The following is a 24,161-nucleotide window of genomic DNA, read 5'->3' as shown; positions in this document are numbered from 1 at the left end:
GGTCAGGCCCCGGGCCTCCGGATTTCACCGGTCAGGTGCACGATCTGGCCGGTGTCGTCGGTCACTCTGAATGCGCCCGCGCCTTGCCGGTTGGCGCTTTGCAGCGTCAGGTGCGCAGGCAGGAGGACAGGCTTGCGGAACCGGACCTGTACTTCGAAGGGGCCGTTCCGCCAGCTCTCGGGGAGGGCGGCCAGTGCCCGGGCCTTGGTCCACATGCCATGAACAATCTGTCTCGGAAAGCCAAAAAGCCGGGCCGTGGCACGGGTGAGGTGAATCGGATTGTAGTCCCCTGACACGCGGGCATAGCGCCGGCCCATATCTTCGGGAACCGTCCCCAGATCCTGGGTTTCAGCGGGTACAAAGGGCGGTTCGGGTTCCTTTTCGGGTTTGGGAACGCCTGTCCGGGCCCGTGACAGAATCGCCATGTCGGATTCCCAGACAACGCGTCCCGCACGCCTGGCTACGGTCAGAACGGAAAACACATGCCCGAGATGGTTGGTTTCGAGACTGCCGAGGGAAATGTCCAGATCAAACACATCCAGCGGTGTGAGCTCCGCGTGCTGGCGGATGGTGTTGCCGAGATGTACCAGTCCGAGCAGCCTGAGCGGGAAGGCCGGTTCCGTCAGCAGGGCCATGTGTGCATCGAAGGCGCAGACCTGCAGATAGCAGGGAGGCAACTGATCGAGAACCGGCGGATACCCGCAGACCTCCAGGTAGCGCTTCAGGTGAGCCTGATCAATGGTCATGCCCGTCCGCCGGAGGGACAGCGTCGGCCAGTGACTGACGGCGCGGCCGGTTTTCAGCAGGCTGCGACCATAAAGCGGGAGCATGGAAACAAGTGATGCGGTCATGGTTCACTCTCCGGTGTGGACGGTCTTCAGCATAAGGCAGCGTGGGGCAACTGGACAATGACCGGATGAACCGGTAATTTTGTCAGTCAAGTCAATGGACCCCCGGAGCCGAGGTGGAGCGAACCGAAGACAGTGCACTGTTCAGACTGGCCTATCGCGCCATGTGTGAATACGGCGTTGACGTGGAGGAAGTTTTCCGTCGCTGCGGCATTCCCAGAGATCTGCTCAGCCGGAAGGACCTCAGGACGCCTCACGAAGCACAGCAGCGTTTCTGGCAGACTCTGGAAGACGTGACGGGTGACCCCCATATCGGCCTGCATCTCGGAGACTGCCTCCCGGTGTTCAAGGGGCAGATTCTCGAGTACCTCTTTCTCAGTAGTCCGACCTTTGGAGAAGGGCTGGACAGGGCGCTCCGCTACCAGCGCCTGATCAGTGATGCCACCCAGGGCCGGTTGGAAATTGACGGTGAAACGGCACACCTTGTCATCGGTCCCTTGTCCTCGGATCCCCTGACCGTTCGCCATTTCTCCGATGCGTTCACGCTGGGATTGCTCAAGTTTCTGCGTTACGTCACGGAAGACCATTTCCAGCCCCTTGAAGTCTGGCTGCAGCACCCGGCATATCTGCCCCTCGAAGACTATACGGAGCGGTTCGGCTGCCCCGTCAGGCTGGACCAGCCCGAAAACCGGGTCATCTTTGACGCGGCCATGCTGGCGCACCCGTCGGCTCACCACGAACCCGAACTGCTGGCGGCACATGAAGCCATCGCCAATCGGCAGGTTGCCCGACTGGCACTGAACGATATTGTGGCGCAGGTTCGCCGGGCCATCGGAGAGCAACTGGAGAGTGGAGAGGTCACGCTGACGCGCGTTGCGGAACAGATTGGCATCAAGCCCCGGGCATTGCGGGCCCGTCTGAGCGAAGCCGGTACCTCGTTCAACCAGATTCTGGCGGATTACCGCTGTTATCTTGCGCGGCGCCTGCTGGCCAGGACCGACGAATCCATTGATGAAATCGTCTATCTCACCGGCTTTTCGGAACCTTCAACCTTTTACCGTGCATTCAAGCGCTGGGTAGGCATGACCCCCGTCGAATACAGACAGGCGCACCGGACAGGGAACTCCGGCCCCTGAGTGCAGTCTAACCCTGCACACTCAGTCAACGGAGCCATCTGCAATGAACAAGCTCATCCTGTTTGCCGGGCTGTTGATAGTCACAGCCGTCCCGGCCCTTGGCGCGCCCCGGGCACTCGAACTGACCCAGACTCGCTGCCAGTTTCTTGAACCGGAAAATCAGGATCATCATTTCCGCGCCGGGAGTGCCTCGGACTGCACGTCGATCAATGGCGCAACGCAAGACCAGCGACTGGCGAACAGTCGGATCGTCCATCTCGGCCCGGGGCCGGTCACCATCCGGGTGACCAATCGTGACGTGCCCTGGGAACTGGGATTCTGGCTGCGGGGAAAGGGCCTGGGCAGAGTGACCCTGCCTTCGGTCTCCGGCGGTGGGATCGGTACGGGACAGACACAGGAATACCAGATTGATCTGAAGCCCGGTACCTATGTCTATTCCTGCCCGCTCAACCCCACACCGGATTACACCCTGATCGTCGAATAGGCTTACTGTCCGATCAGGTTGAGACCGCAGACGCGGACGGTCTGGCCGGTAATGCCCTGGCTGCCCGGGCTGGCCAGCCAGGCGATGGCCTCCGCCACATCCTGGGGCTGGCCCCCTTGTGACAGAGCATTCATGCGCCGACCCACCTCCCGGATGGCAAAGGGAATGGCTGCCGTCATCTGAGTCTCGATGAAGCCGGGGGCGACCGCGTTGGCCGTGATGCCTTGCTTGAGGGTGCCGGCCAGGGCTTTGACGTAGCCGATCACCGCGGCCTTGGAAGCCGCGTAGTTGCTCTGACCGAAGTTGCCGGCGATACCGGAAATGGAGGCCAGTCCGACGATCCGTCCCTGAGGTCTGATCAGATCCTGTGCCAGCAGGGCGGCGTTGATCCGCACAATCGCCTGGATGTTGATGGCCATGACCTGATCCCACAGATGCTCCGGCATGTTGGCCAGTGTCTTGTCACGGGTAATGCCGGCGTTGTGTACCACGATATCGATACCACCGATATCTTCCGCGGCCAGACGTTTTGCCAGTGTCTCGGGGGCGTCGGGTGCACTCACATCGAGCAGGACGGGAATGCCATCCAGGTCGCCGGCGAGCGAATTGAGTGCAGACTCGGCTGCGGGAATGTCCAGTACCACCACCCGTGCGCCATCCCGGGCCAATGTCCGCGCAATCGCTTCCCCGATGCCGCGAGACGCGCCGGTGACGAGGGCTGTCTTGCCGGCAAGCGGTCGGGTCCAGTCAATCTGGATACCGGCTTTGGGCTTGCCCTGAATCACCACGGACTGACCATCCACGAATGCGGAGCGCGGGGAGAGGAAGAAGCGCAGACTGGAGGTCAGCCCCGTCTCGTAGCCGGGCTGAACCTGAATCAGGTTGGCCGTGGCACCCTTGCGGCCGATTTCCTTCGCCACACTTTTCACAAATCCCAGCAGAGCCTGATGTGTGGCCGCCGCTTCGGGTTCAAGCTTGTCCGTCGGACAGCCGAGAATCAGCACACGGGCGCAGGTCGCCAGTTTGCGGACATGGGCTTTCATGAAACGATAAAGCGGTTTCAGGTCATCCAGTGTGCGGGCATGGGTGGCGTCAAAGACCACCGCCTTGTAGCGGATGTCGGACGCTTCACCTGCCAGACTTTCGCCTTCCGGAAAGGCCGCCCGGATATCCTCCGCAACATGACAGGTCACCAGCGAACCGGTCAGCACACCGGCCAGTTCCGGAAGGGCAGCACTGTCTGCCGTGAGCCCGCCGATGGCAACATGGCCCTCGATCAGCGGGGCATCATTCCGGGTCAGACGTTCCAGAAAGACCGGGCGGGGCAGGTTCAGGGCATCCACGAGCGAACTGCCCAGTGGAGAGTTGGCAAGTTTCTGGTACATGTCAGTCATGGTCGGGCATCCTCTGCAATGGTGTGAGTCTTGATTATGTCCTGCCGGCGCAGGGGAGCGATTGGCCTGGTACGCCGGTCCGGTTGTCATCTCTGCCAATGTCCAGCCGCATTATTCGCCTAGACTGGCTGGCAATCAACCATGAAAGGAGATCGCTCATGTCCAGCCCGCCCCTCAGAAACGTGGTCATCGTCGGAGGCAACCGGATTCCGTTTGCCCGCTCCAATACCGCCTATGCCGAGTTGAGCAATCAGGCCCTGCTCACACAGGCCATGCGCGGTCTGGTGGATCGTTTCGGTCTGCACGGTCAGCGTGCAGGCGAGGTGGCCGCCGGTGCTGTGGTCAAGCACTCCCGCGACTTCAATCTGACCCGTGAAGTGGTGCTGAGTTCCGGGCTGGCGCCCGATACCCCGGCCTGCGACATGCAGCAGGCGTGTGGCACCGGTCTTCAGGCATTCATTGCCGTTGCCAACAAGATTGCGCTCGGACAGATCGAGTGGGGGATTGCCGGCGGTACGGACACCACCTCGGACGCGCCCATCGGTGTCGGCGAGGGCCTTCGCAAGGCGTTGCTTGCGGCCAACCGGGCAAAGGACTGGCAGGGCAAGCTCAGGGCGCTGGCGCAAATCCGGCCCCGTGATCTCATGCCCGAGATTCCGCTGAACAGTGAGCCGCGAACGGGCAAGAGCATGGGCGAACATGCACAGATCACCGCCCATCAGTGGGGGATCGGCCGCGAGGAACAGGACGCCCTGGCTTTCCGGTCTCATGTTCGCCTCAGGCAGGCTTATGAAGAAGGATTCTTCGAGGATCTGATGACACCCTGTGCCGGCCTCACCCGGGACAACATCCTGCGCGAGGATATCAGCCTGGAAAAGCTGGCCAGTCTGCGCCCGGTATTTGATCGGGAAAAGGGGACCATGACCGCAGGCAACAGCACCGCGCTCACCGATGGCGCCTCGGTGGTGCTTCTGGCCAGCGAAGCCTGGGCCAGGGCGCAGGGCTGGCCCATCCTGGCCAGACTGGTGGATTATGAAACAGCGGCCGTGGATTTTGTCTCCGGCAAGGAAGGCCTGCTCATGGCACCGGCCTATGCGGTACCGCGGATGCTTGCCCGTCAGAATCTGACACTACAGGATTTTGACGTCTACGAGATTCACGAAGCCTTTGCCTCCCAGGTTCTGGCCACACTCAAGGCTTGGGAAGATCCCGCATTCTGCCGGGAGCGTCTGGGGCTCAATGCGCCGCTGGGGCCGGTCGACCGGGATCGTCTCAATATCAAGGGCAGCAGTCTGGCCGCGGGTCACCCCTTTGCCGCAACCGGAGGGCGGATTGTCGCCACTCTGGCCAAGATCCTGCATCAGCGTGGCTCCGGTCGGGGACTCATTTCCATCTGTGCTGCCGGCGGACAGGGCGTCACGGCCATTCTGGAAGCCGTCTGACCGATTCCCGTCCTCAAGTACAGAAGATCATTTTTGGATATTTCCATTCTGGCGTCTATGCTTGGAGACAAGATCCGGACGCCAGATTGGAGTTGTTCTTCGTGAAAATTCAGACCCGACTGATAGCCATTACTTATCTGCCCCCAATCCTTCTTGCACTGATACTCGGGGTATCCAGTTACCTGACGGCCGGGCAGAATGCGCGGAAGTCCGTGGAACAGGCCCGTGAGGAGCTCCTGGCCAGCAAGAAGGAGCAGTTGCTGCACTACATGCAGCTGGTTCAGACCGCCATCAAACCTGTGTATGACGCAGCGGGACCGGATGATCAGGAGGCGAAGCAGAAAGCCATCGCCATCATGAACAGCATGCGCTATGGCGAAACCGGCTACATTTTCGGTTATGACGACAAGGGCACCCGGATATTTCATGGGGACAATGACAGGGGCTGGGGAGACAATTTCTGGGATGTGAAGGATCCCAACGGGGTCTATGTGATCCGTGAACTGGTGAAGGTGGCTCAGAACGGAGGCGGGTACGTTGAATACATGTGGCCGAAGCCGGGGGCGAAGGCGCCTCAGCCCAAGCTGAGTTATGCCGTTTATCTGCCCAAATGGAACTGGATAATCGGAACCGGTTTTTATATTGACAGTATTGACCGTAAGGTTGCGGAAATGGAAGCGGTGGCGGATGAGCAAATCAGCGCCTTGATCACCACCTTCATCACGACGGCCGTGTTGATGCTCCTGGCCGTCGGCATTGTGGGCTATTTCATCTATCGTTCCATTGCGCGGTCCCTGTTCATGGTGACCCGACAGCTCAATGAAATCAGCGAAGGGGAAGGAGACCTGACCCGCCGTCTGCCTGATGAGGCTCAGGATGAGCTGGGCGAGCTCTCTCGGGCCTTCAATCGGTTTGTGGAAAAGATCGGCGGACTCATCCGGGAGGTCAAATATACCAGCGAGCAGATCGAAGCCCGTTCCGGCCAGATGGAGGACGTGGTGCAGGATGCGGCGAGTGCCTTTGAACGCCAGACCGCCCAGACGGATATGGTGGCCACTGCCGTTTCCGAACTGACTTCCGCTGCAAGTCAGGTGGCAACCGGCGCTCACGAAGCGGCAGAATCGGCGCATCATGCGGACGAGGAAAGTCAGAAGGCCCGTGAAACGGTAGGGCGTGCAGTCGAATCCATGAGTCAGCTGGCGTCGGACCTGGAAGAAGCCGCCTCCGTCATTGGCAATCTGGAGGGCGATGTGAAGAACATCGTCTCCGTACTGGATGTCATTCGCGGAATCGCCGAACAGACCAACCTGCTGGCACTCAATGCCGCCATTGAGGCGGCGCGAGCCGGGGAGGCCGGAAGAGGCTTCGCCGTGGTCGCGGATGAGGTGCGTGCACTGGCCAGCAAGACACAGGACAGCACGGAAGAAATCCAGCAGATGATCGAAAAGCTGCAATCCGGCTCCGGCCGGGCCGTATCGGTGGCCCGTGCCTGTCAGCAGAAGGGGCAGGATACCGTTGAGCTCGCGGAGGCCTCGAATCAGTCACTCATTGAAATTGCTCAGGCCGTCAACCGGATCAACGACATGAATACCCAGATTGCCAGCGCGGCGGAGGAACAGACTGCTGTGACCGAGGATATCAACCGCAGCATTACCGAAATCACCGAGGCGGCTGAAGTGGCCAACAGCGGCATGCAGGAAACCCGCGAAATCACACTCAAACTGGCTGAACTGGGACGCAGCTTGTCGCAGCAGGTCGCCCGGTTCCGGACAGAATAGTGTAGAATGGGAGCACATAAACTCCTGAAACAGGTCCATGAGTGAGATGAAACGACTTTTCGGATTGATACTCGCAAGCTTGGTCAGTCTCTCCGTCTGGGCGGACGCGCTCTGGATTGATGTCCGTACGCCACAGGAATATGCCCAGGGTCACGTAGAGGGCGCATTGCTCGTGCCATATCAGGAAATCGGCCAGCGTATCGGATCGATCGCCCCTGACCGGGATGCGGAAATTCACCTCTATTGCCGCAGCGGCCGTCGCGCAGGCATTGCACTGGAAACACTCCGTGCCATGGGATATACGCGGGTGGTCAATGAAGGCGGTCTGGACGACGTAGTGAAGCAATACGGGCTGCCTGTCGTCAGGGAGTAACCGGAGAATGACCCGGTGATACCGGATCAGAAATCCTCTTCGAACAGTGAAAGCTGGGCCGAGTCCGCATGGCGGGGCGCAAGGCCCAGCCCCACACCAATCAACCTGACGGGCTTCCCCTGACGCCGCCAGGCCGCAGCCAGCATGACCTCCCAGGCCGCCCGGTCTTCCCAGTCCTGAGTGGTCAGTCTCTGCTCCAGCGTGGTTTGCTGAAAGTCACTGAACTTGACCTTCACGGTGCGCGAGACGGGCTGATAGGCGGACTGATAGCGTTCGAAACGGGTGGCCAGGCGGACCAGCAGATCCGGCAGTGTTGCCAGAATCCGGGCTTCCGAAATCAGATCGTGGTCAAAGGTTCTTTCGACAGACTGACTCTTGATCCGTCGTGATGTCTGGACAGGCCGGTTGTCCACACCCCGTGCAAGCTGGTACAGCCGCGCCCCCCAGCGCCCGAACAGGCGTTCCAACTCCAGCGCCTCCACGGACTGCAGATCACCGCAGGTGTGGATACCCATGGATTCCAGTTTTTTGCGGGTGACGGGTCCCACACCATTGATCTTGCCAACCGGCAGATTCTTCACAAAGTCTGCAACCTGATGAGGCTTGATGACAAACAGTCCGTCAGGCTTGCGCCAGTCACTGGCTACCTTGGCCAGAAACTTGTTGGGTGCCACCCCGGCCGATACGGTAATACGCAGCGTTTCTCTCACCTCCTGCCGGATGGCTTCGGCAATCCGTGTCGCAATGCCCCCCAGTGCCCGGCATTCCGATACGTCCATATAAGCCTCATCCAGCGCAACCGGCTCGATGAGGGCTGTGTACTGGCGCAGGATGGCATGGAGCTGCCGGGAAACCTCCCGGTACAGTTCAAAGCGTGGTGGCAGAATGATCAGATCCGGGCACGCGCGCAGCGCCATGGAAGAGGGCATGGCAGAGTGTACGCCGCGGGCCCGCGCCAGATAATTGCAGGTGGCGATCACTCCCCGGTGATCCGGTTGGCCGCCTACCGCAATCGGGCGCGAAGCCAGGGCCGGATCCTCCCTCATTTCAATGGCGGCATAGAAAGAGTCCGCATCCACATGGATGATCTTGCGAACACTCATTCCAGGGTGCCCAGCCAATCGTGAACGCGGTGAGCGTCCCTTTCCGTTTCGGACTTCAGCCAGTCCAGAAGCGGACGTGCCTGTTCCTGCCGGTCGTCGCGGGGCAGGTGAACGAAATAGGCCCAGCCGCTGTCAAATGGCGTTTGCGGCGTGAGACAGCGCAAAGCGCCTGATGAAACCTCATTGATTACGAAAGGCATATCCATCAGGACGATCCCGTGCCCCTGCAATGCGGCAGTGAGTGCCATGTCAAGTGAGTCAAAACGCAGTTCCGGCGCCACTGGACCCTCGCGGTGGTAACCGGTCTGTGTGAACCACCGGCCCCAGTCCTGCTGCGATGCTTCAAGATGTAAAAGGGGCGCATGGGCCAGCGCTGCACGCACGTCGCCGCCCCAGCGTGCCAGCAGCGCCGGCGAGGCGACAGGACGCATGATCTCGTCGCGCAGAAAACAGGCTGGCAGGCGGTGATGCCTCGGTGCACAAAAGATGACGACATCATAGGGCACCAGCTCATCCGGCAATGCCTTTTCCGCTTCGAACCAACGCGTGGTCACTTCCAGCCGGATATTGGGAAGCCGTGATTGAATCTGTGGCAGCCTCGGGAAAAACCAGCGGATGGCGATGGTTGGGGTGAGCTGAATGGCCAGGCGAGAAGGGTCAGCCGCGCGAATGCGCTCACAGGCGGCCGCCAGTCCGCGAAACATGGGGGTCAGATGCTCTGCCAGCTGCTGGCCGGCAGGGGTCAGGGTCAGACGGCGGTGATGCCGTTCAAACACAGGCACACCCAGCACATCTTCCAGATGGGCAATCTGTTTGGAGACGGCCCCCTGAGTCACATTGAGCTCCCGGGCAGCACGGGTCAGACTGAGGTGACGCGCGGCAACTTCAAAGGTGCGGAGCGCATTGAGTGGTGGCAGCACGGAACCCTCTTCATGAAAAAAACTCATGTCATGGGTGACATCATATCGCTTGAACAGGCATTCGCATAGCCTAGAATGGGGTGCCTGAATGAGGATGAATCATGTTGAAGGCCCTGCTGTCCATCTCGCTTCCCCTGTCTGCGGCACAACTGGCTCAGTCGGCCATGCTGGTGTCGGATACCATCCTCATGGGATTGATGGGAGTGGATGCACTGGCGGGCGGTGCTCTGGGCGTGGGCGCCTTTCACTTTTTTCTCATCACCTTCAGCGGTGTCCTCTTCGCGGCGCCCAACGAAATTTCCGTGAGCTACGGCCGCAAGCACCATGGCCGGATTGTGCGCAATCTCAGAGGCGGCCTGGTTGTCGCGCTCTGTCTGAGCATGCTGGTCAGCCTCCTGTGCCTGGTAACGCCGGGTGTGCTCGAATCCCTGGGTTATGAAAAGAACATGCTGGTCCATGCCCGGGCCTATCTGGAGGGTGCTGCCTGGATTGGACTGCCCGCCTACCTGTTCATGCTCCTGCGCGGGCTTGCGTCCGGGCTGGGCGACACCCGGCCGATCATGATCCTGACACTCATGGCGGCAGTGCTCAATGTGCCGGTCAGTTATGCCCTGATGACCGGCGCAGGAATATTGCCGGCACTGGGGCTCAAGGGGATTGCACTGGGTACGGCGCTGGTGCATGTGTTTCTGGCCCTGGGCATGCTGTGGCACCTGGCGCGGTCTGTCAGGGTGCGCCGCTGGCTGATGCATGCACTGAGCCGCCCCAGGCGCCCGGACTTCCGGCCCTATTGGCGTCTGGGCGTACCCATTGCCGTGGCCATCGGTATGGAGATGGGGTTGTTCTTTGTTGCTGCCCTGATGGCGGGCAAACTGGGTGCCGTGTCACTGGCAGCACACCAGGTCGCGCTTCAGGCCGCATCAACCGCATTCAATCTGTATATCGGTCTGGCACAGGGAACGGCCATCCGGGTCGGACATTTTTACGGAGCAGGGGATCGGCTCAGCGCTGATCGCGTGGCCCGTATGGGGCTCGGCCTGGGATTGGTATGCTGTACATTGATTGCCATCCTGTTCGTGACCCTGCCGGAACCCATCATCCGTCTGTTTACCTTTAATGCAGACGCTGCCAGAAGTGCAGAGGTCATGTCCGTGGGAACCGGGCTCTTCGTTGTCGCTGCCCTCTTTCAGCTGGCAGACGGCGCCCAGGTCATCATCATCAGCGTGCTGCGGGCTCTACACCTGGGCACCGCGCCCACCGTCGTGACAGCAATCGGATACTGGCTGATCGGTGTGCCGGTGGCCTGGTGGCTGGGACAATATTGGGGGGTTCACGGCATCTGGAGTGGGCTCGGGATCGGATTGCTGTCCACGGCACTTGGGCTGGGCTGGCTTTACTGGCGCACGCTGGGCCGGGAGGCCTGGTCGAGCCGGCGCAGCGCCAGGCCTGCCATTCCGCCACTCTGATCCGGTTCAGAGGCTGCAAACCTGTAAAATTTTACAAATTTGCAACCTTGGTCGGCTGGATTGGCGTACACCTGTACGCTAAACTGTACGCTGAATAGGCTTGAAATCTTCCGGAGCTCTCGTGCAGCACATTCGATACACCTTTCTCTGGCTTTATTGCCTGGCCACCTCCTGTGTCGGGCTGGTTTTCTGTCTCTTCCGGCCTTTCCATCGTGACAACAGCCACTACTGTGCCAAGTGGCTGGCCTGGGGGGGCGCAAGATCATGGGGGTAAAAGTCACCCACATCAATGCCCATTATCTGGACACCACCACGCCATCCGTGATGGTTGCCAATCATCAGCACAATTTCGACCTGTTTATCGTGGGGGGATTGTGCCCAAGGGTGCCGTCAGTGTGGGCAAGTCCGTTCTCAAGTGGGTGCCTCTTTTCGGGCAGATGTACTGGCTAGCCGGGAATGTTCTGATCAACCGGTCACGCCGGAATCAGGCCGTGGCAACCATGAACGCAACTGCCGAAGCCATGCAGCGTGAGCGCAAGAGCATCTGGATCTTCCCGGAAGGGACGCGTAACCGCGGCAACAACATGCTGCCTTTCAAGAAGGGCGCCTTTCATCTTGCGGTGTCTACCGGAGCTCCCATTATCCCGGTTTGTGTGAGCAGCTATCTGGATGTCCTCAAACCCGGATCGGGCAGGGCGAAAGAAGTGCTGATCGAAGTATTGGCACCCATTCCCACGGTGGGCATGACTGCGAAGGATGTTCCCCGGCTTATGGAAATGTGCCGCAACCGCATGCTTGAAGCATACGCCCGACTCGAAGCCCAGCTCAACGGCGACTCCGAAGTCAGGCTGGCTGCCTGAAAACGGCAGTGCCCCCGGCAATTCGGCGGGTCCCGGCCCGCTGCTCACCCGGGCATCAATCGGCCCGCTGAACGGGAAACTCACTTCTGTTGAATGCCACTGGTTCAGTCCTGCACCAGAGTCCGCTATACTGCGCGCCGGTAATCAAGAGGTCAGGTATGCAGGCAGACGGAACCAACCCGGTCTTGACGGACGAGGAACTTCAGAAGCTGGAAAGCTTTCTGGCGGATGAAGCGCGTCATGATGATGCACTGGACCTGGATCAGCTTCAGGGATTCCTGTTTGCCATCGCCTCCTGTCCCATGCCTCCGGAGGAGGGTGAGTGGATGCCGGTCATCTTTGGTGAAAACGGGGATGATCAGGCTCACCCGGAAATTGTCGCGCTGGTTCGCCGCTTGCACGATTCCATTCGTCAGGACATCGAACAAGGCACCTGGACGTTGCCCGAACGCTGCGTGTTCAGCTGGGATAACTGGGAACGCAGATACCTTGATGCCTGGGTAGAAGGCTTCCTGATGACCGATGAGTGGCTGGAGGATCACTGGCGTCAGGCACTTGCGGCAGCCAGGCACAAGCATCTTGACGGTTACAGCGAATTTGCCGAAGCGCTGGATGAAATCCTGGCCTTCATGCAGATTTATGCCGACATTGACGACGCGCTGGAAACGGTCGAGCGTGAACAGCCGGACAGGGCAGACGAGTTTCGTGAGCAACTGGCCCGCGGGCGCGAGAACATTCAGGAAGAGCTCAGGGTGTATGCGGAGGTCGGACAGCGCCTTTCCCGGGTCCTCTCACCCGGTGTGACCATCACACGTGAACTGCCCAAGGTTGGCCGCAACGACCCCTGTCCCTGTGGCAGTGGCAAGAAATTCAAGAAGTGCTGCGGGACCTAGGGCAACCACAGCCTGAGACAGCCACCGCCATTCACACCCTCGTTGCAGATGGCCAGCCGGCCACACCGGTCACCTGACTGGTGCAGTGCAGCAATCCGGTTGGCAAAATACAAACCGAGCTGGGTTGATTTCTCGGCCCAGCTGAACCCCGTCAGGTTGGTATAATCCTGCGCCAGCATGGATTCCGGGTAGCCTTTGCCATCATCACTGACCTCGATGAGCAGATCCTTGCCGTCCATCTGCGCGCTGAGCCAGACCCCGGAAGAGGTATATCGCAACGCATTGGTGATGGCGTTGTTCAGCACATTCATGACCAGATCCCGGTCGAAGAACCCGAACAGATCATCCGGAGCCTGAATTTCAAAGCGGATTTTCCGGTTTTCAAACAGGGGTGCGTACCGGGCCTGAAGCTCCCGAAACAGATCCGCAATCTGATGCTCTTCCATGTGGGGCACAAGGAGGTTTTCACCCAGCTTGTACAATCCCAGCAACTGCACCAGATCATTGTTCACCCGCGCCAGCTCATACTGGAGAACAGGAACCTGACGCGCAATGGGATCATCCTTTTCCGACAATGCCTGAGTCACCTCATCCAGAGATGACAGCAACATGGTCAGGGAATTCTTCATGTCGTGTACGGATGACGCCAGAATCAGATTGAAATCCGGTGATGAACTCATGATGACTCCTGTGGGATTTCCGGACCGAGCCGGCCGAGCAGGTGACGGTAGCGGCGATACTGTCTGTGGCGGGACGACAGCCCCTTCAGGCGCTCCAGACAGGCGGCTTCCGTTGCACGATACTGTTTTCGCCGAGAAGGATCCAGTCTGAGCAAGGTCTGAAGCAGGTTGAGGTTCAGTGCCACATGCCTGGGTGCCAGCTCAGCCGCCTCGGTGAACAGGCGTATGGCATCCTCATACAGCGCCTTGTCATAACAACGAATGCCCTGGCTGTTCAGCTCACGTGCCTTCATGCGTGCCTGCAGACTGAGCGGTTCATCCAGCAGCTCCTCGACCCGTGCCGGGAGCCCCGCCTCTTCGGGGTGGTCCTGAACCAGCCGGTAGAGAAATGCCTCGGCTTCCTTGTGTGCATTGAGCATCAGCAGACAGCGTCCGAGTGCCAGTCCCTGTTCCGTGTTCTGCTGGCCTGAAGGCAGGGCAGAGAAGCGGGACTTGAGGCCCTGTACCTTTTCCATGGCCTCATCCGATTTGCCTTCGGCGATCAGAAGGCGCGCCTCCATGATTGCCTCGTCAAAGGGATCTATCGCTGCCGGGCCAAAACGCTGCCGGCAATTCTGCAATGTCGTGCGGATTTCCGGCCCCAGCCTGTTCAGCTGATCGGGATGGCTTTCACACACGCCCGAGAGGATTTGTGCATGTCCCAGATACAGAGAGGGGGTATCATGGACACTGTTTTCAGCATACCGCAGCGCCAGCTGGCTGGCCCCGATCGCCGTGTCCGGATGGTCATTGGTCTCGGCCAGTTTCGCCAGTTTTTGCTGACGTTGGACAGACCGGGGAGAGAGATTTGCCGCCTGCCGGAGCGCCTCCTCGGCCGCCATGGAATCACCCGAAGCCTTCAGCGCTTCGGCTAGCAGATCCCATGCCTGAATCATGGTCGGGTACTCGGCCACAAGCAGCTGCAGGATTTCGATGGCTCTGGGCAGCTCGCCGGCCTGTACCAACACCCGAGCCAGGCCGAACCTGGCCCACTGCACCGGTCGGTGCTTCAGCGCCGCTTCGTAGAGCGCGCGTGCAGACGCCAGGTCTCCCACCTGTTGATAGAGATAGGCCTTTGTCTTGATCAGTAGCGGTCGGTATTCCGGGTGTGCCGGGAGCGCCTGATCGCAGGCAATCAGTGCCTTGGAGAAGTCGCCCGCATCCATGGCCGCATACATCGGTCGCAGCGTCTCCTTGCGTGTCAGAATGCGGTCCAGACGGTTCTGCAGGATGGACTGGGTGATGGGCTTGGTCAGATATTCATCCGGCGCATTCTCGATGGCAGCAAAAACCCAGTCCCGCGCTGCCTCGGCACTGATCATGATGAAAATGTCCTGGTGGCGCAGCAGCCCGCGATGTTTCAGCTCTTCGAGAACCTGCTGTCCGTTCTTGCCGTCACCCAGATTGTAATCGCAGAGGACGACATCGTAGTGGCGCTGCAAGGCCATATCCAGAGCCTTTTCCCCATTACTGGCACTGTCCAGTTGTTCGGCGCCCAGCCGGCGCAGCATCTGCTTGAGGGAAAACACAAAGCTGTCAAAGTCATCAATGATGAGAAAACGCTTGCGCTGGTACGCCTTGAACAGCACAGAGAACGGATTGGTCACGAGCCGATCCTATTCAGAACGGGTGGGCTTGCTGGCAGGATCCACCAGATCAATCAGCTCCTGAAGGGCCTTGCGGTGACCCTCCATCTGGCTGGTCAGGCGAACCTGCCGTTCATGCTGCTGCAGCACTTCAATGCCGAGCAGAACTGAAATCAATAATAGCAGAAATACCAGCAATCGCAGAAAGGCAACGCGGCTTTCCAGAAGGTTGAGGCGTTGTCTCAGCCTGAACGTCTCGGAATCCCGTGGTGATGATGCTTTGTCAGCCCCGCCCGGGGAGGGGTGTTTCGGCTGAAAGGGCACAACATTGTCGGCTGCGGGCGAAGGTTCAACGGGCTGGATTTCGTTGGCGCTTCCCGCCGCTGTCCCGTCCGGGGCAGCGGCGTTGACCTGCAGTCCGATGTCCTGAGCAAGACACACCTTTTCCACCAGAATGTAGAGTGCTTCCTTGTCCACCTGCTTGGTGATGACGCCGGCGGCGCCCAGCGCCATGGCTTCTTCCTGGTACTTGAGCGCATTCTGGGAGGTGTACATGACGACCGGAATGTGGCGGGTACGCGGATTCTGCTTGATGGCGCCCAGCGTCTGAAATCCATCCAGACCCGGCATGAGATGATCCAGAAAGATGATATCCGGCAACTCATACGCGAGCTGATCCAGTGCCTCCTGGCCGGACTGGGAGAAATGACATTCGAAATCCAGCCCCCTGAGCATACGGGCAAGCATGTGGCGCGCAGTCGCCGAGTCATCCACTATCAGTGCCAGCCTGCTCATTTCCACCCCGAATCAGTCTCCCTGCAGGACTCAGTATAGCGATTGCACGATCATTGTGCGTGAACAAACCCCCAATTTAACGTCAGTGGCAGGGCCTTCACAATCGAATGAATGGCATAGCCCGAGTGTCAGAGGCGGAGGTGTCTTCGGTATCGGCCTCGTGATGGCGCAACAGCTCGTCCAGCGTCAGCAGATAGCCATCCACGAACCGGGCAAGAAAGTAATGGGCGGGCGGATAGTCGAAGGTGCGCAATCGGCGCTCCACATCCCGCATGGCATCCTGGAACTCATGATTGCCTGCACGCGTTTCCAGCTGACATTTGAGAAAGGCACTGATGAGATCTGCAGCCTTGACGCAACGCTCGATGTCTTCCGGAACATTCTCGGAAAGGAGATAGGGACGAAATGCCGGCTGCATGAAGTCGGGCAGTTTGCGCAGCAATTCGTGCTCAGCCTCTTTCTCGATGGCCTTGTAAGCGTTGCGGATGCTATCGGAGTGGTACTTGACCGGCGTGGGGAGGTCACCTGTGATGATTTCCGAAGCATCATGGTAGAGCGCCGTGATGGCCACCTCGCCGGGGTTGATCTTCATGCCGAACTTTTCATTTCCGATCACCGCCAGCGCGTGGGCAATGGTGGCCACCTGCCAGGAATGTTCCATCACATTTTCTTCAACCACATTCCGTTTCAGGCCCCACCGGCGGATCCAGCGCAAGCGTTCAAGGTAGGCAAAAAACAATGAAGTACGGCTACCCATGAGTAAAAAGACTCCGGTAAACTGAAGGACATGAATGAAGATCAGCATACCACAGAACTGCTCAAACGGGCGCTCGGCCTGCTCGCACGCCGTGAGCACTGTCGTTCAGAGCTGGCGAGAAAGCTTGCCCGTCATGCCACGAACCCTCGGGACCTGGACAAGGTGCTGGATCACTGTGTCGCCGAAAACTGGCTGAATGAAGTGCGCTATGCGGCCATGCTCGCACGCAACCGCGCTTCGGCGGGTTGGGGGCCCAGGCGGGTCGAGCACGAACTGAAGTGTGCCGGGCTTTCCGAGACCGACATCCGGGCCGGACTGAAAGACGCAGACGTAGACTGGTATGCCACGGCAGCAGACTGGCTCGTACGCAGGAAACCGGACCTGTCCACAGAAGAGGCACGCTGGAAGGCCCGTGGCCGGCTGCTTCAGCGCGGCTTTACTCAGGATCAGGCCGACCACGCGCTGGACGTGGCGGAAGCCCTAGAGAAGGGGGATGTCCCATCGCATGGTAGGGGGTAAGGGCTCGGGCAACGCCTCGTCAGACTCCCGGTCGGCCGTGTCTTCTCCTGAGGGGAGCGGATTCAGAGGTGTGGCAGACGCCGTCAGCGTCTCGTCCGACTGAGTCATCCAGGTCAATACATCGTAATAGCGGCGGATGTTCTGAACATACTGCACCGGTTCCCAGCCCCTGGCGTAGCCATGGCGCGTCTGGCGATACCACGACTTCTGCTGCAGCAACGGCAGGCTATCCTTCACATCGACCCACTTGTCCGGATCGCCGCCGCGCATCTGAGTGATGACCCGGGCATCCTCCAGATGGCCGAGCCCGACGTTGTAGGCCGCCAATGCAAACCAGGTGCGGTCGGGCTCCGGTATGCGTTCAGGGATTCTGGACTTGAGCGAAGCAAAATAACGCGCACCGCCCCAGATACTCTGCACCGGGTTGAGCCGGTTCTTGATGCCCATTTCGCGGGCAGTGGGCAGCGTCAGCATCATGAAACCCTTGACGCCTGTCGGAGAGACCGCGTAAGGCCGCCAATGAGACTCCTGGTAACCGATTGCCGCCAGCAAGCGCCAGTCCAGATTGTACTCTGCCGCAGCCTGCCGGAGATGCGGTTCGTAGCGTGGCAGACGCTTTTCGATGTGACGCAGGAAGGTCCGCGCACCCACATAGTTCAGTTGTTTCAGGTGACCAAAGTAGCGCTCTGTCATCTGAATGAGCGTGCCATTCTCTTCAATGGTCTTGAAATATTTTTCTGCGGCACGAACCAGCTCCTCACTGGTCTTGGGTGGGAATACCCAGCTCACCGGCATGGGCGGAGTCAGGTGAAAGGCAAAGCGTGCACGGGGGTAGAGGGCCTGCTTGACTTCAAACAGGTTGGAGTCCACAACAACCAGCTCCGTATCGCCACTGTCAAGTGCATTCAGCAGTTCCGAGTCATCCATCTCAACCGGTGCCAAGGTCAGTCCTTCAACACCGGAAAGTGCTTCGCGGATGACGTCGAAATGAGGGGTGTGGATATCCAGCCAGACCACCTTGCCCTTCAGATCACCGGGTTGCGTGGGACGTTCGGAGCCGGACCGGTAAACCAGCGTGGGCTGAACCTGCATGTAAGCCGGCCCGAAGCGATAGCCGGGAGACTTCAGCTGCGCGCCCTGTTGTGTGATGCCCGCTCCCGCAAGGTGTGCATAACCCTTGTCGAGCTGTGCGAACATTTCATCGGCCGATTCGGCGACGATCACATTCAGGCGCACACCCAGATATTCGGCAAACCCCTTGGCCAGCTCGTATTCGAGGCCCTCCGGTTCACCGTCGCGGTTCTCGTAATATGTGGTTGGCGAGTTGAGCGTCACCCAGTGGAGCCGGCCTTCCTTGCGCAGCAGATCCATCTGGGAAGGTTCTGTGCACCCCTGGACGAGGGTGGCAAACAGTGTCGCCAGAAAAAACCTGAATACAACCTTCAAGCGTAAAACCTCATTCAGCATCCTGATAAGACGCAGTCTGTCCCTGTGTGCCTGAACCTAACCTGAGTCATTCGAGCACGCAACCTAAACTTTGCAAAACGATTAAAAATTGAACGTTCTGACACTATCCACTTTGGTCAATGTGGCCTGCATCCCGGGATTCGAGTATCATACGCGCTTATTTTTCAACGGGGCTGAGAGGCGACTAAACACCATGCTGGAACTCAGGGGCGCACCCGCGCTGTCACCATTCCGCAGGGATCTTCTTCTTTCACGGATTCAGGAAGTAGTACCCGCCGTCACACAGATCTACGCCGAGTACATGCACTTCGTCGAGCTCAGAGAAGAGCTCAGCGCTTCAGACCTGAAGACACTCAAGCAACTGCTGCACTACGGGCCGGAACAATCGGCCGAAGCCCCGGAGGGGACACTGTTTCTCGTGGTGCCGCGCCCGGGAACCATCTCGCCGTGGTCCAGCAAGGCCACGGACATTGCCCACAACTGCGGACTGGGCGATATCGAACGTATCGAGCGGGGCATCGCGTATTACATTCAGAGTGAAGACATGCCGGATGCCGAGCAGCGTGCACTTATCGCTGCCGAACTGCACGACCGCATGACCCAGGCCGTATTTCATGAAATGAGCGGTGCCGAGCTGCTCTTTTCCCATGCCGAGCCGCGGCCACTGCGGACCGTGGATGTCTTGCAGGGCGGCCAGGCCGCGCTGGAAAAGGCCAACCGGGAGTGGGGCCTTGCACTGGCGGATGATGAGATCCGCTATCTGGTGGATGCGTTCAGCCACCTGGGACGCAATCCCACCGATGTCGAACTGATGATGTTTGCTCAGGCCAACTCCGAACACTGTCGCCACAAGATCTTCAACGCGACCTGGGAAGTGGACGGCGAAACCCAGCCCTGGACGCTCTTCCAGATGATCCGCAACACCTATGAAAAGGGTGGTGAGGGCGTGCTTTCTGCCTACAAGGATAATGCCGCAATCATCGAAGGGCCTGTCGCGAAACGATTCTTCCCTGATCCTGAAAATCACATCTACGGAGAGGTGGAAGAGCCCGTTCACATCCTGATGAAGGTGGAAACACATAACCACCCGACAGCGATTTCTCCCTTCCCTGGTGCAGCAACCGGCTCGGGGGGCGAAATCCGCGATGAAGGCGCCACGGGCATTGGCGGCAAACCCAAGGCAGGCCTGACAGGGTTTACCGTTTCAAACCTCAATATTCCCGGCTTTCAGCAGCCATGGGAGAAGCCTTATGGCAAGCCGGACAGAATTGTTTCGCCCCTCGATATCATGATCGAAGGGCCGATCGGTGGCGCTGCATTCAACAACGAATTCGGGCGACCCAATCTGTGCGGCTATTTCCGTACCTATGAACAGGCCGCGCCGGGTGTCAACGGCACAGAAGTCCGCGGCTACCACAAGCCCATCATGCTGGCAGGAGGCCTGGGCAATATCAGGCCGCACCATGTCGAGAAAAAGACTGTGCCCGTTGGCGCCAGGCTCATCGTGCTTGGCGGCCCGGCCATGCTCATCGGTCTTGGCGGCGGCGCAGCCTCCTCCATGGACAGCGGCAGCAGTGCGGAAGACCTGGATTACGCGTCCGTGCAGCGCGACAATCCCGAAATGGAGCGCCGCTGTCAGGAAGTGATCGACCGCTGCTGGCAGCGGGGCGAAGCCAATCCCATTCTGTTCATTCACGACGTGGGTGCTGGCGGGCTTTCCAATGCCCTGCCTGAACTGGTGAAGGATGCCGGGCGCGGGGGCACCTTCGAACTGCGCGACATTCCCAACGACGAACCGGGCATGTCACCCATGGAAATCTGGTGCAACGAATCCCAGGAGCGCTACGTTCTCGCCGTGGCAGAAGAGGACCTGCCCGTCTTCGACGCCATCTGTCGTCGCGAACGCTGTCCGTATGCCGTGGTGGGTGAGGCGACTGACACCATGCACCTGACATTGACCGACGGCTATTTTGCCAACAAGCCGGTCGATCTGCCCATGAACGTTCTGTTCGGCAAGCCTCCCAGGATGCACCGCAGCTTTACGCGACAAACCTTTACCAAGCACCTGTTTGATTCCACAGCGGTAGATCTTGATGAAGCTGTGAAGCGAGTGCTCCGTTTGCCGGCGGTTGCATCCAAGAGTTTCCTCATTACCATCGGAGACAGAAGTATTACCGGCCTGGTTGCCCGTGATCAGATGGTCGGTCCCTGGCAGGTGCCTGTGGCGGACGCCGCCGTCACCGCCAGCGGCTATGACAGTTATACCGGGGAAGCCATGGCCATGGGTGAGCGCACGCCTGTCGCGGTCATTGATGCGCCAGCGTCCGGACGCATGGCCATTGGCGAAGTCATTACCAATCTGGCCTCCGCCCGCATCCGGAAGCTCTCTGACATCCGTCTCTCCGCCAACTGGATGGCGGCTGCCGGTCACCCCGGCGAAGATCAGGCGCTGTTCGATACCGTCAAGGCTGTCGGACTTGAACTCTGTCCTGCGCTGGGCATCACCATTCCCGTTGGCAAGGACAGCATGTCCATGAAAACCACCTGGAAGGAAGGTGAAACCCGGAAAACGGTCGTGTCACCCCTCTCTCATCGTCAGTGGTTTTGCCCCGGTGACCGACATCCGCAAGACCCTGACGCCCCAGTTGCGGCCTGAAATCCCGTCGCGTCTGCTGATGATCGACCTGGGCTTTGGCAAGAACCGCATTGGCGGTTCCGCGCTGGCCCAGGTTTTCGGACAGACCGGCGCCGTGGCCCCTGACGTGGATGATCCGGCGCACCTCAAGGCCTTCTTCGGGGTCATCCAGAGTCTTGCGGGCGAGGATCGCATTCTCGCCTACCATGACCGCTCGGATGGCGGACTGTTCACCACCGTGGCAGAAATGTGCTTTGCCGGACGCTGTGGTACGGAAATTGAGCTGGACAACTGGGTTCGGGATACTTCCCATATTGTCCGTGAGCTTTTCAACGAGGAGCTGGGTGCGGTAATCCAGGTGGAAGACAAGCATCTTGACGCAGTGAAAGCAGCGTTTGATGCCGCTGGTCTGGGCGAGTGTCTGGTAGATATCGGGCACCCCACAGTAGAACAGAAGGTCGTGCTGCGATTCGGAGGCGAGGTCCACCGCCAGTACGCCCGTGCCGACCTGCAGGCCATGTGGGCCGAAACCAGCTATCACATCCAGCGTATCCGTGATAACGCCCAATGTGCGGATCAGGAATTTGAAAGCATCCGTGACGACGAAGACCCGGGGCTCAATGTCAGGCTGACATTCCCTGTGCCGCAAGATGCCCCGTTCGTCAACACCGGGGCCAGACCGCGGGCAGCAATCCTGAGAGAACAGGGAGTCAATGGGCAGACAGAAATGGCTGCAGCATTTCACCGTGCAGGATTTGAAGCGGTTGACGTGCACATGAGTGACATACTCAGTGGCCGACACACCCTGGAAGGGTATGCCGTACTGGCAGCCTGCGGCGGTTTCTCATACGGAGACGTGCTCGGTGCGGGGGAAGGCTGGGCGAAATCCATTCTCTTCAATGCCCGTGCACGGGAACAATTCGAAGCATTCTTCCAGCGTGGTGACACTCTCGCTCTTGGTGTCTGTAACGGTTGTCAGATGCTTTCAAACCTGAAGAGTCTCATTCCCGGTGCCGCCCACTGGCCTCATTTTGTCCGTAATCTCTCGGAGCAGTTTGAAGCGCGCGTCAGCATGCTTGAAATCCTGCCGAGCGCATCCATCTGGCTTCAGGACATGGCCGGATCCATTCTGCCGGTTGCAGTGGCTCATGGAGAGGGGCGTGCCGAATTCCGCGGCTCGGCCAGCCTGGAGGAAGCCCTGAAGGGCGGGCTCGTTGCTGCCCGATATGTGGATCACCGGGGTGTGCCGACAGAGCGTTACCCCGAAAACCCGAACGGCTCGCCTCAGGGCGTGACAGGGTTTACCAGCGAGGATGGCCGTGTGACCATCATGATGCCTCACCCAGAGCGGGTTTTCCGCACGGTACAATGGTCATGGCATCCGGATGACTGGGGAGAGAACGCGCCCTGGTTCAAGCTGTTTGTCAACGCCAGACGCGCTCTGGACAACTGATCTGACGCAAATGAAAATGGGGGCCTGGCCCCCGTTTTTTTACCGGTCAAGACTTGACTTTGAAAGTTATGCACACAGCCGGCGGAGCTAGGGACCTTAGGGTCGGGTTGCGACACATAGTTTGAGTGGATTCTCATAATATTCTGTAACACATTGATATATAAGTGCTGTTACAAAATTGTTGGCAAAATGGACAAAGTGACAAGGTGCCAGTGATACCGGGGGCTGGCGATGGTTTCCAATATATTATCCCCAAAGTTATCCACAGAATCTGTGGATGAAATGGAGCTGGAAAAATATGCCAAGAATGCTGCAATTTTACTTCTACGTGCCGGAATCCCATCTTGAACAAGTCAAGGAAGCTGTGTTTGACGCCGGGGCGGGACGCATCGGTGATTATGAAGCCTGTTGCTGGCAGACCCTCGGTAAAGGACAGTTCCGTCCCGGAGACGCCGCCAACCCGTTTATCGGCCGGAAAGGTGAACTGGAAACCGTGGAAGAGTGGCGTGTGGAGATGGTGCTGCCGGAGACGCTCAGGGAGGAGGTGCTTCAGGCATTCAGACGGGCACATCCCTATGAAGAACCCGCCTATGGATTTATTGCCATCGAAACGTAATGCCGCGCTGCGTTACCGTCCTGGCTGTTGTATGACATCAACATAGGGCTGCCCGTCAAACCGGCAGCCGTTGTCGATAAAGAACCGAAGTGTCCTTTTGACGGTGGGAAACGCAATATCATTCCAGGGAATGTCATCCGGAGCGAAAAGATCCACTTCAAGACTTTCTTCGCCTGCAGCAAAGGTACCGTTTATCAGTCTGGCCAGATAAAAGATGTGAACCTGACCAATATGGGGAATGCTGATCATGGAGAGCAGGGGGCCGATTTCAGCTGCGGCGCAAGCTTCCTCCAGGGTTTCCCGCCTTGCCGCTTCCTCGGTGGACTCGTTCATCTCCATGAAGCCGGCAGGTAAAGTCCAGTATCCCATGCGCGGTTCGATGGCCCGTTTGCACAACAGGATTTTGCCTTCATGATAAGGCAGGGTGCCGGCAACGATCTTCGGGTTGATGTAGTGAATCATCTGGCATTCGGGACAGACATGACGTTCCCGGTTATCGCCTTCGGGGACGCGGATCGTCAGCGGCGTACCGCAGGAAGAACAAAACTTCATGGAGAACCACCGGTTGCAAAATTCGGCACAAAGTATAATAGTTGATAGCCTTTCTGGCACGGAAACACCATGGTTGTCAAACAAATTCGCAATGCATTGGCTGCTCACAGGCCTCATCAATTGAGTGTGCCTTATCCTGATGCGGCTGTCCTGGTGCTGGTGACTGATGACATTAATCCTCATGTTGTCCTGACCAAACGTGCCAGCGGACTCTCCACGCACAGTGGCCAGGTAGCCTTTCCCGGTGGCATGAAGGATCCCGGTGATCCGTCGCTGGAGTACACCGCGCTGAGAGAGGCGCGGGAGGAAATCAGCGTGTCTTCAGATCAGATCACGCTATGTGGTCAGCTCAGTCAGGTTATTTC

Annotated in this window: 21 protein-coding genes and 1 pseudogene (1 of these 22 cut by a window edge); 12 read left to right on the top strand and 10 right to left on the bottom strand. The window is 59.0% G+C overall.

The genetic code is table 11. The annotated features are described in order from the left end of the window. Positions 1-2: 2 nt before the first annotated feature. Positions 3-851: a MaoC family dehydratase gene (locus tag AAIA72_RS04285; RefSeq protein WP_369602191.1), complete on the bottom strand. Its 849-nt coding sequence runs from the start codon at positions 849-851 to the stop codon at positions 3-5. Positions 852-964: 113 nt separating this feature from the next. On the opposite strand from AAIA72_RS04285, the gene AAIA72_RS04280 reads away from it, so the two are divergent. Together AAIA72_RS04280 and AAIA72_RS04275 are read left to right on the top strand one after the other, a co-directional pair. Next, complete coding sequence (locus AAIA72_RS04280; RefSeq protein ID WP_369602190.1) at positions 965-1,984, top strand: AraC family transcriptional regulator; 1,020 nt, start codon at positions 965-967, stop codon at positions 1,982-1,984. 43 nt (positions 1,985-2,027) lie between these two features. Beyond that, entirely contained in the window at positions 2,028-2,468 is a 441-nt protein-coding gene (locus tag AAIA72_RS04275; RefSeq protein ID WP_369602189.1) for a hypothetical protein, read from the top strand. Positions 2,469-2,470: 2 nt separating this feature from the next. Here the strand turns inward: AAIA72_RS04275 and AAIA72_RS04270 are convergent, their stop codons facing one another. Beyond that, positions 2,471-3,862, bottom strand: coding sequence for a 3-oxoacyl-ACP reductase (locus AAIA72_RS04270; protein WP_369602188.1), 1,392 nt, complete (start codon positions 3,860-3,862; stop codon positions 2,471-2,473). Between the two features lie 158 nt (positions 3,863-4,020). On the opposite strand from AAIA72_RS04270, the gene AAIA72_RS04265 reads away from it, so the two are divergent. The 3 genes from AAIA72_RS04265 to AAIA72_RS04255 all read left to right on the top strand — a co-directional run bounded on the left by AAIA72_RS04265 (position 4,021) and on the right by AAIA72_RS04255 (position 7,455). Then, the gene (locus AAIA72_RS04265) at positions 4,021-5,304 is read left to right on the top strand and encodes an acetyl-CoA C-acetyltransferase (RefSeq protein ID WP_369602187.1); all 1,284 of its coding nucleotides are present in this window, start codon (positions 4,021-4,023) and stop codon (positions 5,302-5,304) included. Between the two features lie 101 nt (positions 5,305-5,405). Further along, entirely contained in the window at positions 5,406-7,082 is a 1,677-nt protein-coding gene (locus AAIA72_RS04260; protein WP_369602186.1) for a methyl-accepting chemotaxis protein, read from the top strand. Between the two features lie 37 nt (positions 7,083-7,119). Continuing rightward, positions 7,120-7,455: a rhodanese-like domain-containing protein gene (locus tag AAIA72_RS04255; RefSeq protein ID WP_369602185.1), complete on the top strand. Its 336-nt coding sequence runs from the start codon at positions 7,120-7,122 to the stop codon at positions 7,453-7,455. 26 nt (positions 7,456-7,481) lie between these two features. Here the strand turns inward: AAIA72_RS04255 and dinB are convergent, their stop codons facing one another. Both dinB and AAIA72_RS04245 read right to left on the bottom strand, forming a co-directional pair. Then, complete coding sequence (gene dinB, locus AAIA72_RS04250) at positions 7,482-8,558, bottom strand: DNA polymerase IV (RefSeq protein WP_369602184.1); 1,077 nt, start codon at positions 8,556-8,558, stop codon at positions 7,482-7,484. Continuing rightward, positions 8,555-9,505, bottom strand: coding sequence for a LysR family transcriptional regulator (locus tag AAIA72_RS04245; RefSeq protein ID WP_369602183.1), 951 nt, complete (start codon positions 9,503-9,505; stop codon positions 8,555-8,557). Before AAIA72_RS04245 ends, dinB begins: the two co-directional genes overlap by 4 nt. A 74-nt stretch (positions 9,506-9,579) precedes the next feature. Between AAIA72_RS04245 and AAIA72_RS04240 the strand changes: the two genes are divergently transcribed. The 3 genes from AAIA72_RS04240 (at position 9,580) to AAIA72_RS04230 (ending at position 12,697) form a co-directional block, all read left to right on the top strand. Beyond that, the gene (locus tag AAIA72_RS04240) at positions 9,580-10,944 is read left to right on the top strand and encodes an MATE family efflux transporter (protein ID WP_369602182.1); all 1,365 of its coding nucleotides are present in this window, start codon (positions 9,580-9,582) and stop codon (positions 10,942-10,944) included. Between the two features lie 173 nt (positions 10,945-11,117). After that, positions 11,118-11,804 (top strand): lysophospholipid acyltransferase family protein, encoded by a 687-nt coding sequence (locus AAIA72_RS04235; RefSeq protein ID WP_369602181.1) that lies wholly within the window; start codon positions 11,118-11,120, stop codon positions 11,802-11,804. 158 nt (positions 11,805-11,962) lie between these two features. Then, positions 11,963-12,697 (top strand): UPF0149 family protein, encoded by a 735-nt coding sequence (locus AAIA72_RS04230; RefSeq protein WP_369602180.1) that lies wholly within the window; start codon positions 11,963-11,965, stop codon positions 12,695-12,697. Here AAIA72_RS04230 and AAIA72_RS04225 read toward each other — a convergent pair. The 4 genes from AAIA72_RS04225 to yfbR form a co-directional block, all read right to left on the bottom strand. After that, positions 12,694-13,377: a sensor histidine kinase gene (locus AAIA72_RS04225; protein ID WP_369602179.1), complete on the bottom strand. Its 684-nt coding sequence runs from the start codon at positions 13,375-13,377 to the stop codon at positions 12,694-12,696. The two genes, AAIA72_RS04230 and AAIA72_RS04225, sit on opposite strands and share 4 nt — an antisense overlap. Further along, positions 13,374-15,023, bottom strand: a complete 1,650-nt coding sequence (locus AAIA72_RS04220; protein WP_369602178.1) for a tetratricopeptide repeat protein — start codon at positions 15,021-15,023, stop codon at positions 13,374-13,376. Before AAIA72_RS04220 ends, AAIA72_RS04225 begins: the two co-directional genes overlap by 4 nt. Positions 15,024-15,032: 9 nt before the next feature. Further along, positions 15,033-15,797 carry a PleD family two-component system response regulator gene (locus AAIA72_RS04215; protein ID WP_369602177.1) on the bottom strand — a complete coding sequence of 255 codons (765 nt, stop codon included), beginning with the start codon at positions 15,795-15,797 and terminating at the stop codon, positions 15,033-15,035. Between the two features lie 97 nt (positions 15,798-15,894). After that, positions 15,895-16,554: a 5'-deoxynucleotidase gene (gene yfbR / locus AAIA72_RS04210; protein WP_369602176.1), complete on the bottom strand. Its 660-nt coding sequence runs from the start codon at positions 16,552-16,554 to the stop codon at positions 15,895-15,897. A 30-nt stretch (positions 16,555-16,584) separates the two neighbouring features. Between yfbR and AAIA72_RS04205 the strand changes: the two genes are divergently transcribed. Beyond that, a complete protein-coding gene (locus AAIA72_RS04205; protein ID WP_369602175.1) occupies positions 16,585-17,073 on the top strand; it encodes a regulatory protein RecX in 489 nt (162 codons plus the stop codon). On the opposite strand, the gene mltF is transcribed toward AAIA72_RS04205, so the two are convergent. Next, positions 17,035-18,519 (bottom strand): membrane-bound lytic murein transglycosylase MltF, encoded by a 1,485-nt coding sequence (mltF, locus tag AAIA72_RS04200; RefSeq protein ID WP_369602174.1) that lies wholly within the window; start codon positions 18,517-18,519, stop codon positions 17,035-17,037. The two genes, AAIA72_RS04205 and mltF, sit on opposite strands and share 39 nt — an antisense overlap. A 214-nt stretch (positions 18,520-18,733) precedes the next feature. Between mltF and purL the strand changes: the two are divergent. Next, positions 18,734-22,628: pseudogene (purL, locus tag AAIA72_RS04195) on the top strand (phosphoribosylformylglycinamidine synthase). A gap of 307 nt (positions 22,629-22,935) precedes the next feature. Beyond that, complete coding sequence (locus tag AAIA72_RS04190; RefSeq protein ID WP_369602173.1) at positions 22,936-23,244, top strand: NGG1p interacting factor NIF3; 309 nt, start codon at positions 22,936-22,938, stop codon at positions 23,242-23,244. A gap of 12 nt (positions 23,245-23,256) precedes the next feature. Here the strand turns inward: AAIA72_RS04190 and AAIA72_RS04185 are convergent, their stop codons facing one another. Continuing rightward, a complete protein-coding gene (locus AAIA72_RS04185) occupies positions 23,257-23,796 on the bottom strand; it encodes an NUDIX hydrolase (RefSeq protein ID WP_369602172.1) in 540 nt (179 codons plus the stop codon). 69 nt (positions 23,797-23,865) lie between these two features. On the opposite strand from AAIA72_RS04185, the gene AAIA72_RS04180 reads away from it, so the two are divergent. Beyond that, a protein-coding gene (locus AAIA72_RS04180; protein ID WP_369602171.1) for a CoA pyrophosphatase crosses the window boundary here: on the top strand, positions 23,866-24,161 show its 5' portion. Its footprint extends 286 nt past the window's final position; 296 of the gene's 582 nt are visible here — the first part of the coding sequence; its start codon is at positions 23,866-23,868; its stop codon lies off the right edge, out of view.

The sequence above is a fragment of the Thermohahella caldifontis genome (assembly GCF_041153465.1).
GTDB classification, from domain to species: domain Bacteria; phylum Pseudomonadota; class Gammaproteobacteria; order Pseudomonadales; family Oleiphilaceae; genus Thermohahella; species Thermohahella caldifontis.
The sequence above is the reverse complement of the archived record's forward strand: the minus strand, read 5'-3'. Positions and strand labels throughout refer to the sequence as shown.

What these genes read in the sequence shown, in the direction of transcription:
- AAIA72_RS04285 (WP_369602191.1), bottom strand. Translation starts at nt 851, where the DNA reads ATGACCGCATCACTTGTTTCCATGCTCCCGCTTTATGGTCGCAGCCTG.
- AAIA72_RS04275 (WP_369602189.1), top strand. Translation starts at nt 2,028, where the DNA reads ATGAACAAGCTCATCCTGTTTGCCGGGCTGTTGATAGTCACAGCCGTC.
- AAIA72_RS04270 (WP_369602188.1), bottom strand. Translation starts at nt 3,862, where the DNA reads ATGACTGACATGTACCAGAAACTTGCCAACTCTCCACTGGGCAGTTCG.
- AAIA72_RS04265 (WP_369602187.1), top strand. Translation starts at nt 4,021, where the DNA reads ATGTCCAGCCCGCCCCTCAGAAACGTGGTCATCGTCGGAGGCAACCGG.
- AAIA72_RS04255 (WP_369602185.1), top strand. Translation starts at nt 7,120, where the DNA reads ATGAGTGAGATGAAACGACTTTTCGGATTGATACTCGCAAGCTTGGTC.
- dinB (WP_369602184.1), bottom strand. Translation starts at nt 8,558, where the DNA reads ATGAGTGTTCGCAAGATCATCCATGTGGATGCGGACTCTTTCTATGCC.
- AAIA72_RS04245 (WP_369602183.1), bottom strand. Translation starts at nt 9,505, where the DNA reads ATGAGTTTTTTTCATGAAGAGGGTTCCGTGCTGCCACCACTCAATGCG.
- AAIA72_RS04240 (WP_369602182.1), top strand. Translation starts at nt 9,580, where the DNA reads ATGTTGAAGGCCCTGCTGTCCATCTCGCTTCCCCTGTCTGCGGCACAA.
- AAIA72_RS04230 (WP_369602180.1), top strand. Translation starts at nt 11,963, where the DNA reads ATGCAGGCAGACGGAACCAACCCGGTCTTGACGGACGAGGAACTTCAG.
- AAIA72_RS04225 (WP_369602179.1), bottom strand. Translation starts at nt 13,377, where the DNA reads ATGAGTTCATCACCGGATTTCAATCTGATTCTGGCGTCATCCGTACAC.
- AAIA72_RS04215 (WP_369602177.1), bottom strand. Translation starts at nt 15,797, where the DNA reads ATGAGCAGGCTGGCACTGATAGTGGATGACTCGGCGACTGCGCGCCAC.
- yfbR (WP_369602176.1), bottom strand. Translation starts at nt 16,554, where the DNA reads ATGGGTAGCCGTACTTCATTGTTTTTTGCCTACCTTGAACGCTTGCGC.
- AAIA72_RS04205 (WP_369602175.1), top strand. Translation starts at nt 16,585, where the DNA reads ATGAATGAAGATCAGCATACCACAGAACTGCTCAAACGGGCGCTCGGC.
- AAIA72_RS04190 (WP_369602173.1), top strand. Translation starts at nt 22,936, where the DNA reads ATGCTGCAATTTTACTTCTACGTGCCGGAATCCCATCTTGAACAAGTC.
- AAIA72_RS04185 (WP_369602172.1), bottom strand. Translation starts at nt 23,796, where the DNA reads ATGAAGTTTTGTTCTTCCTGCGGTACGCCGCTGACGATCCGCGTCCCC.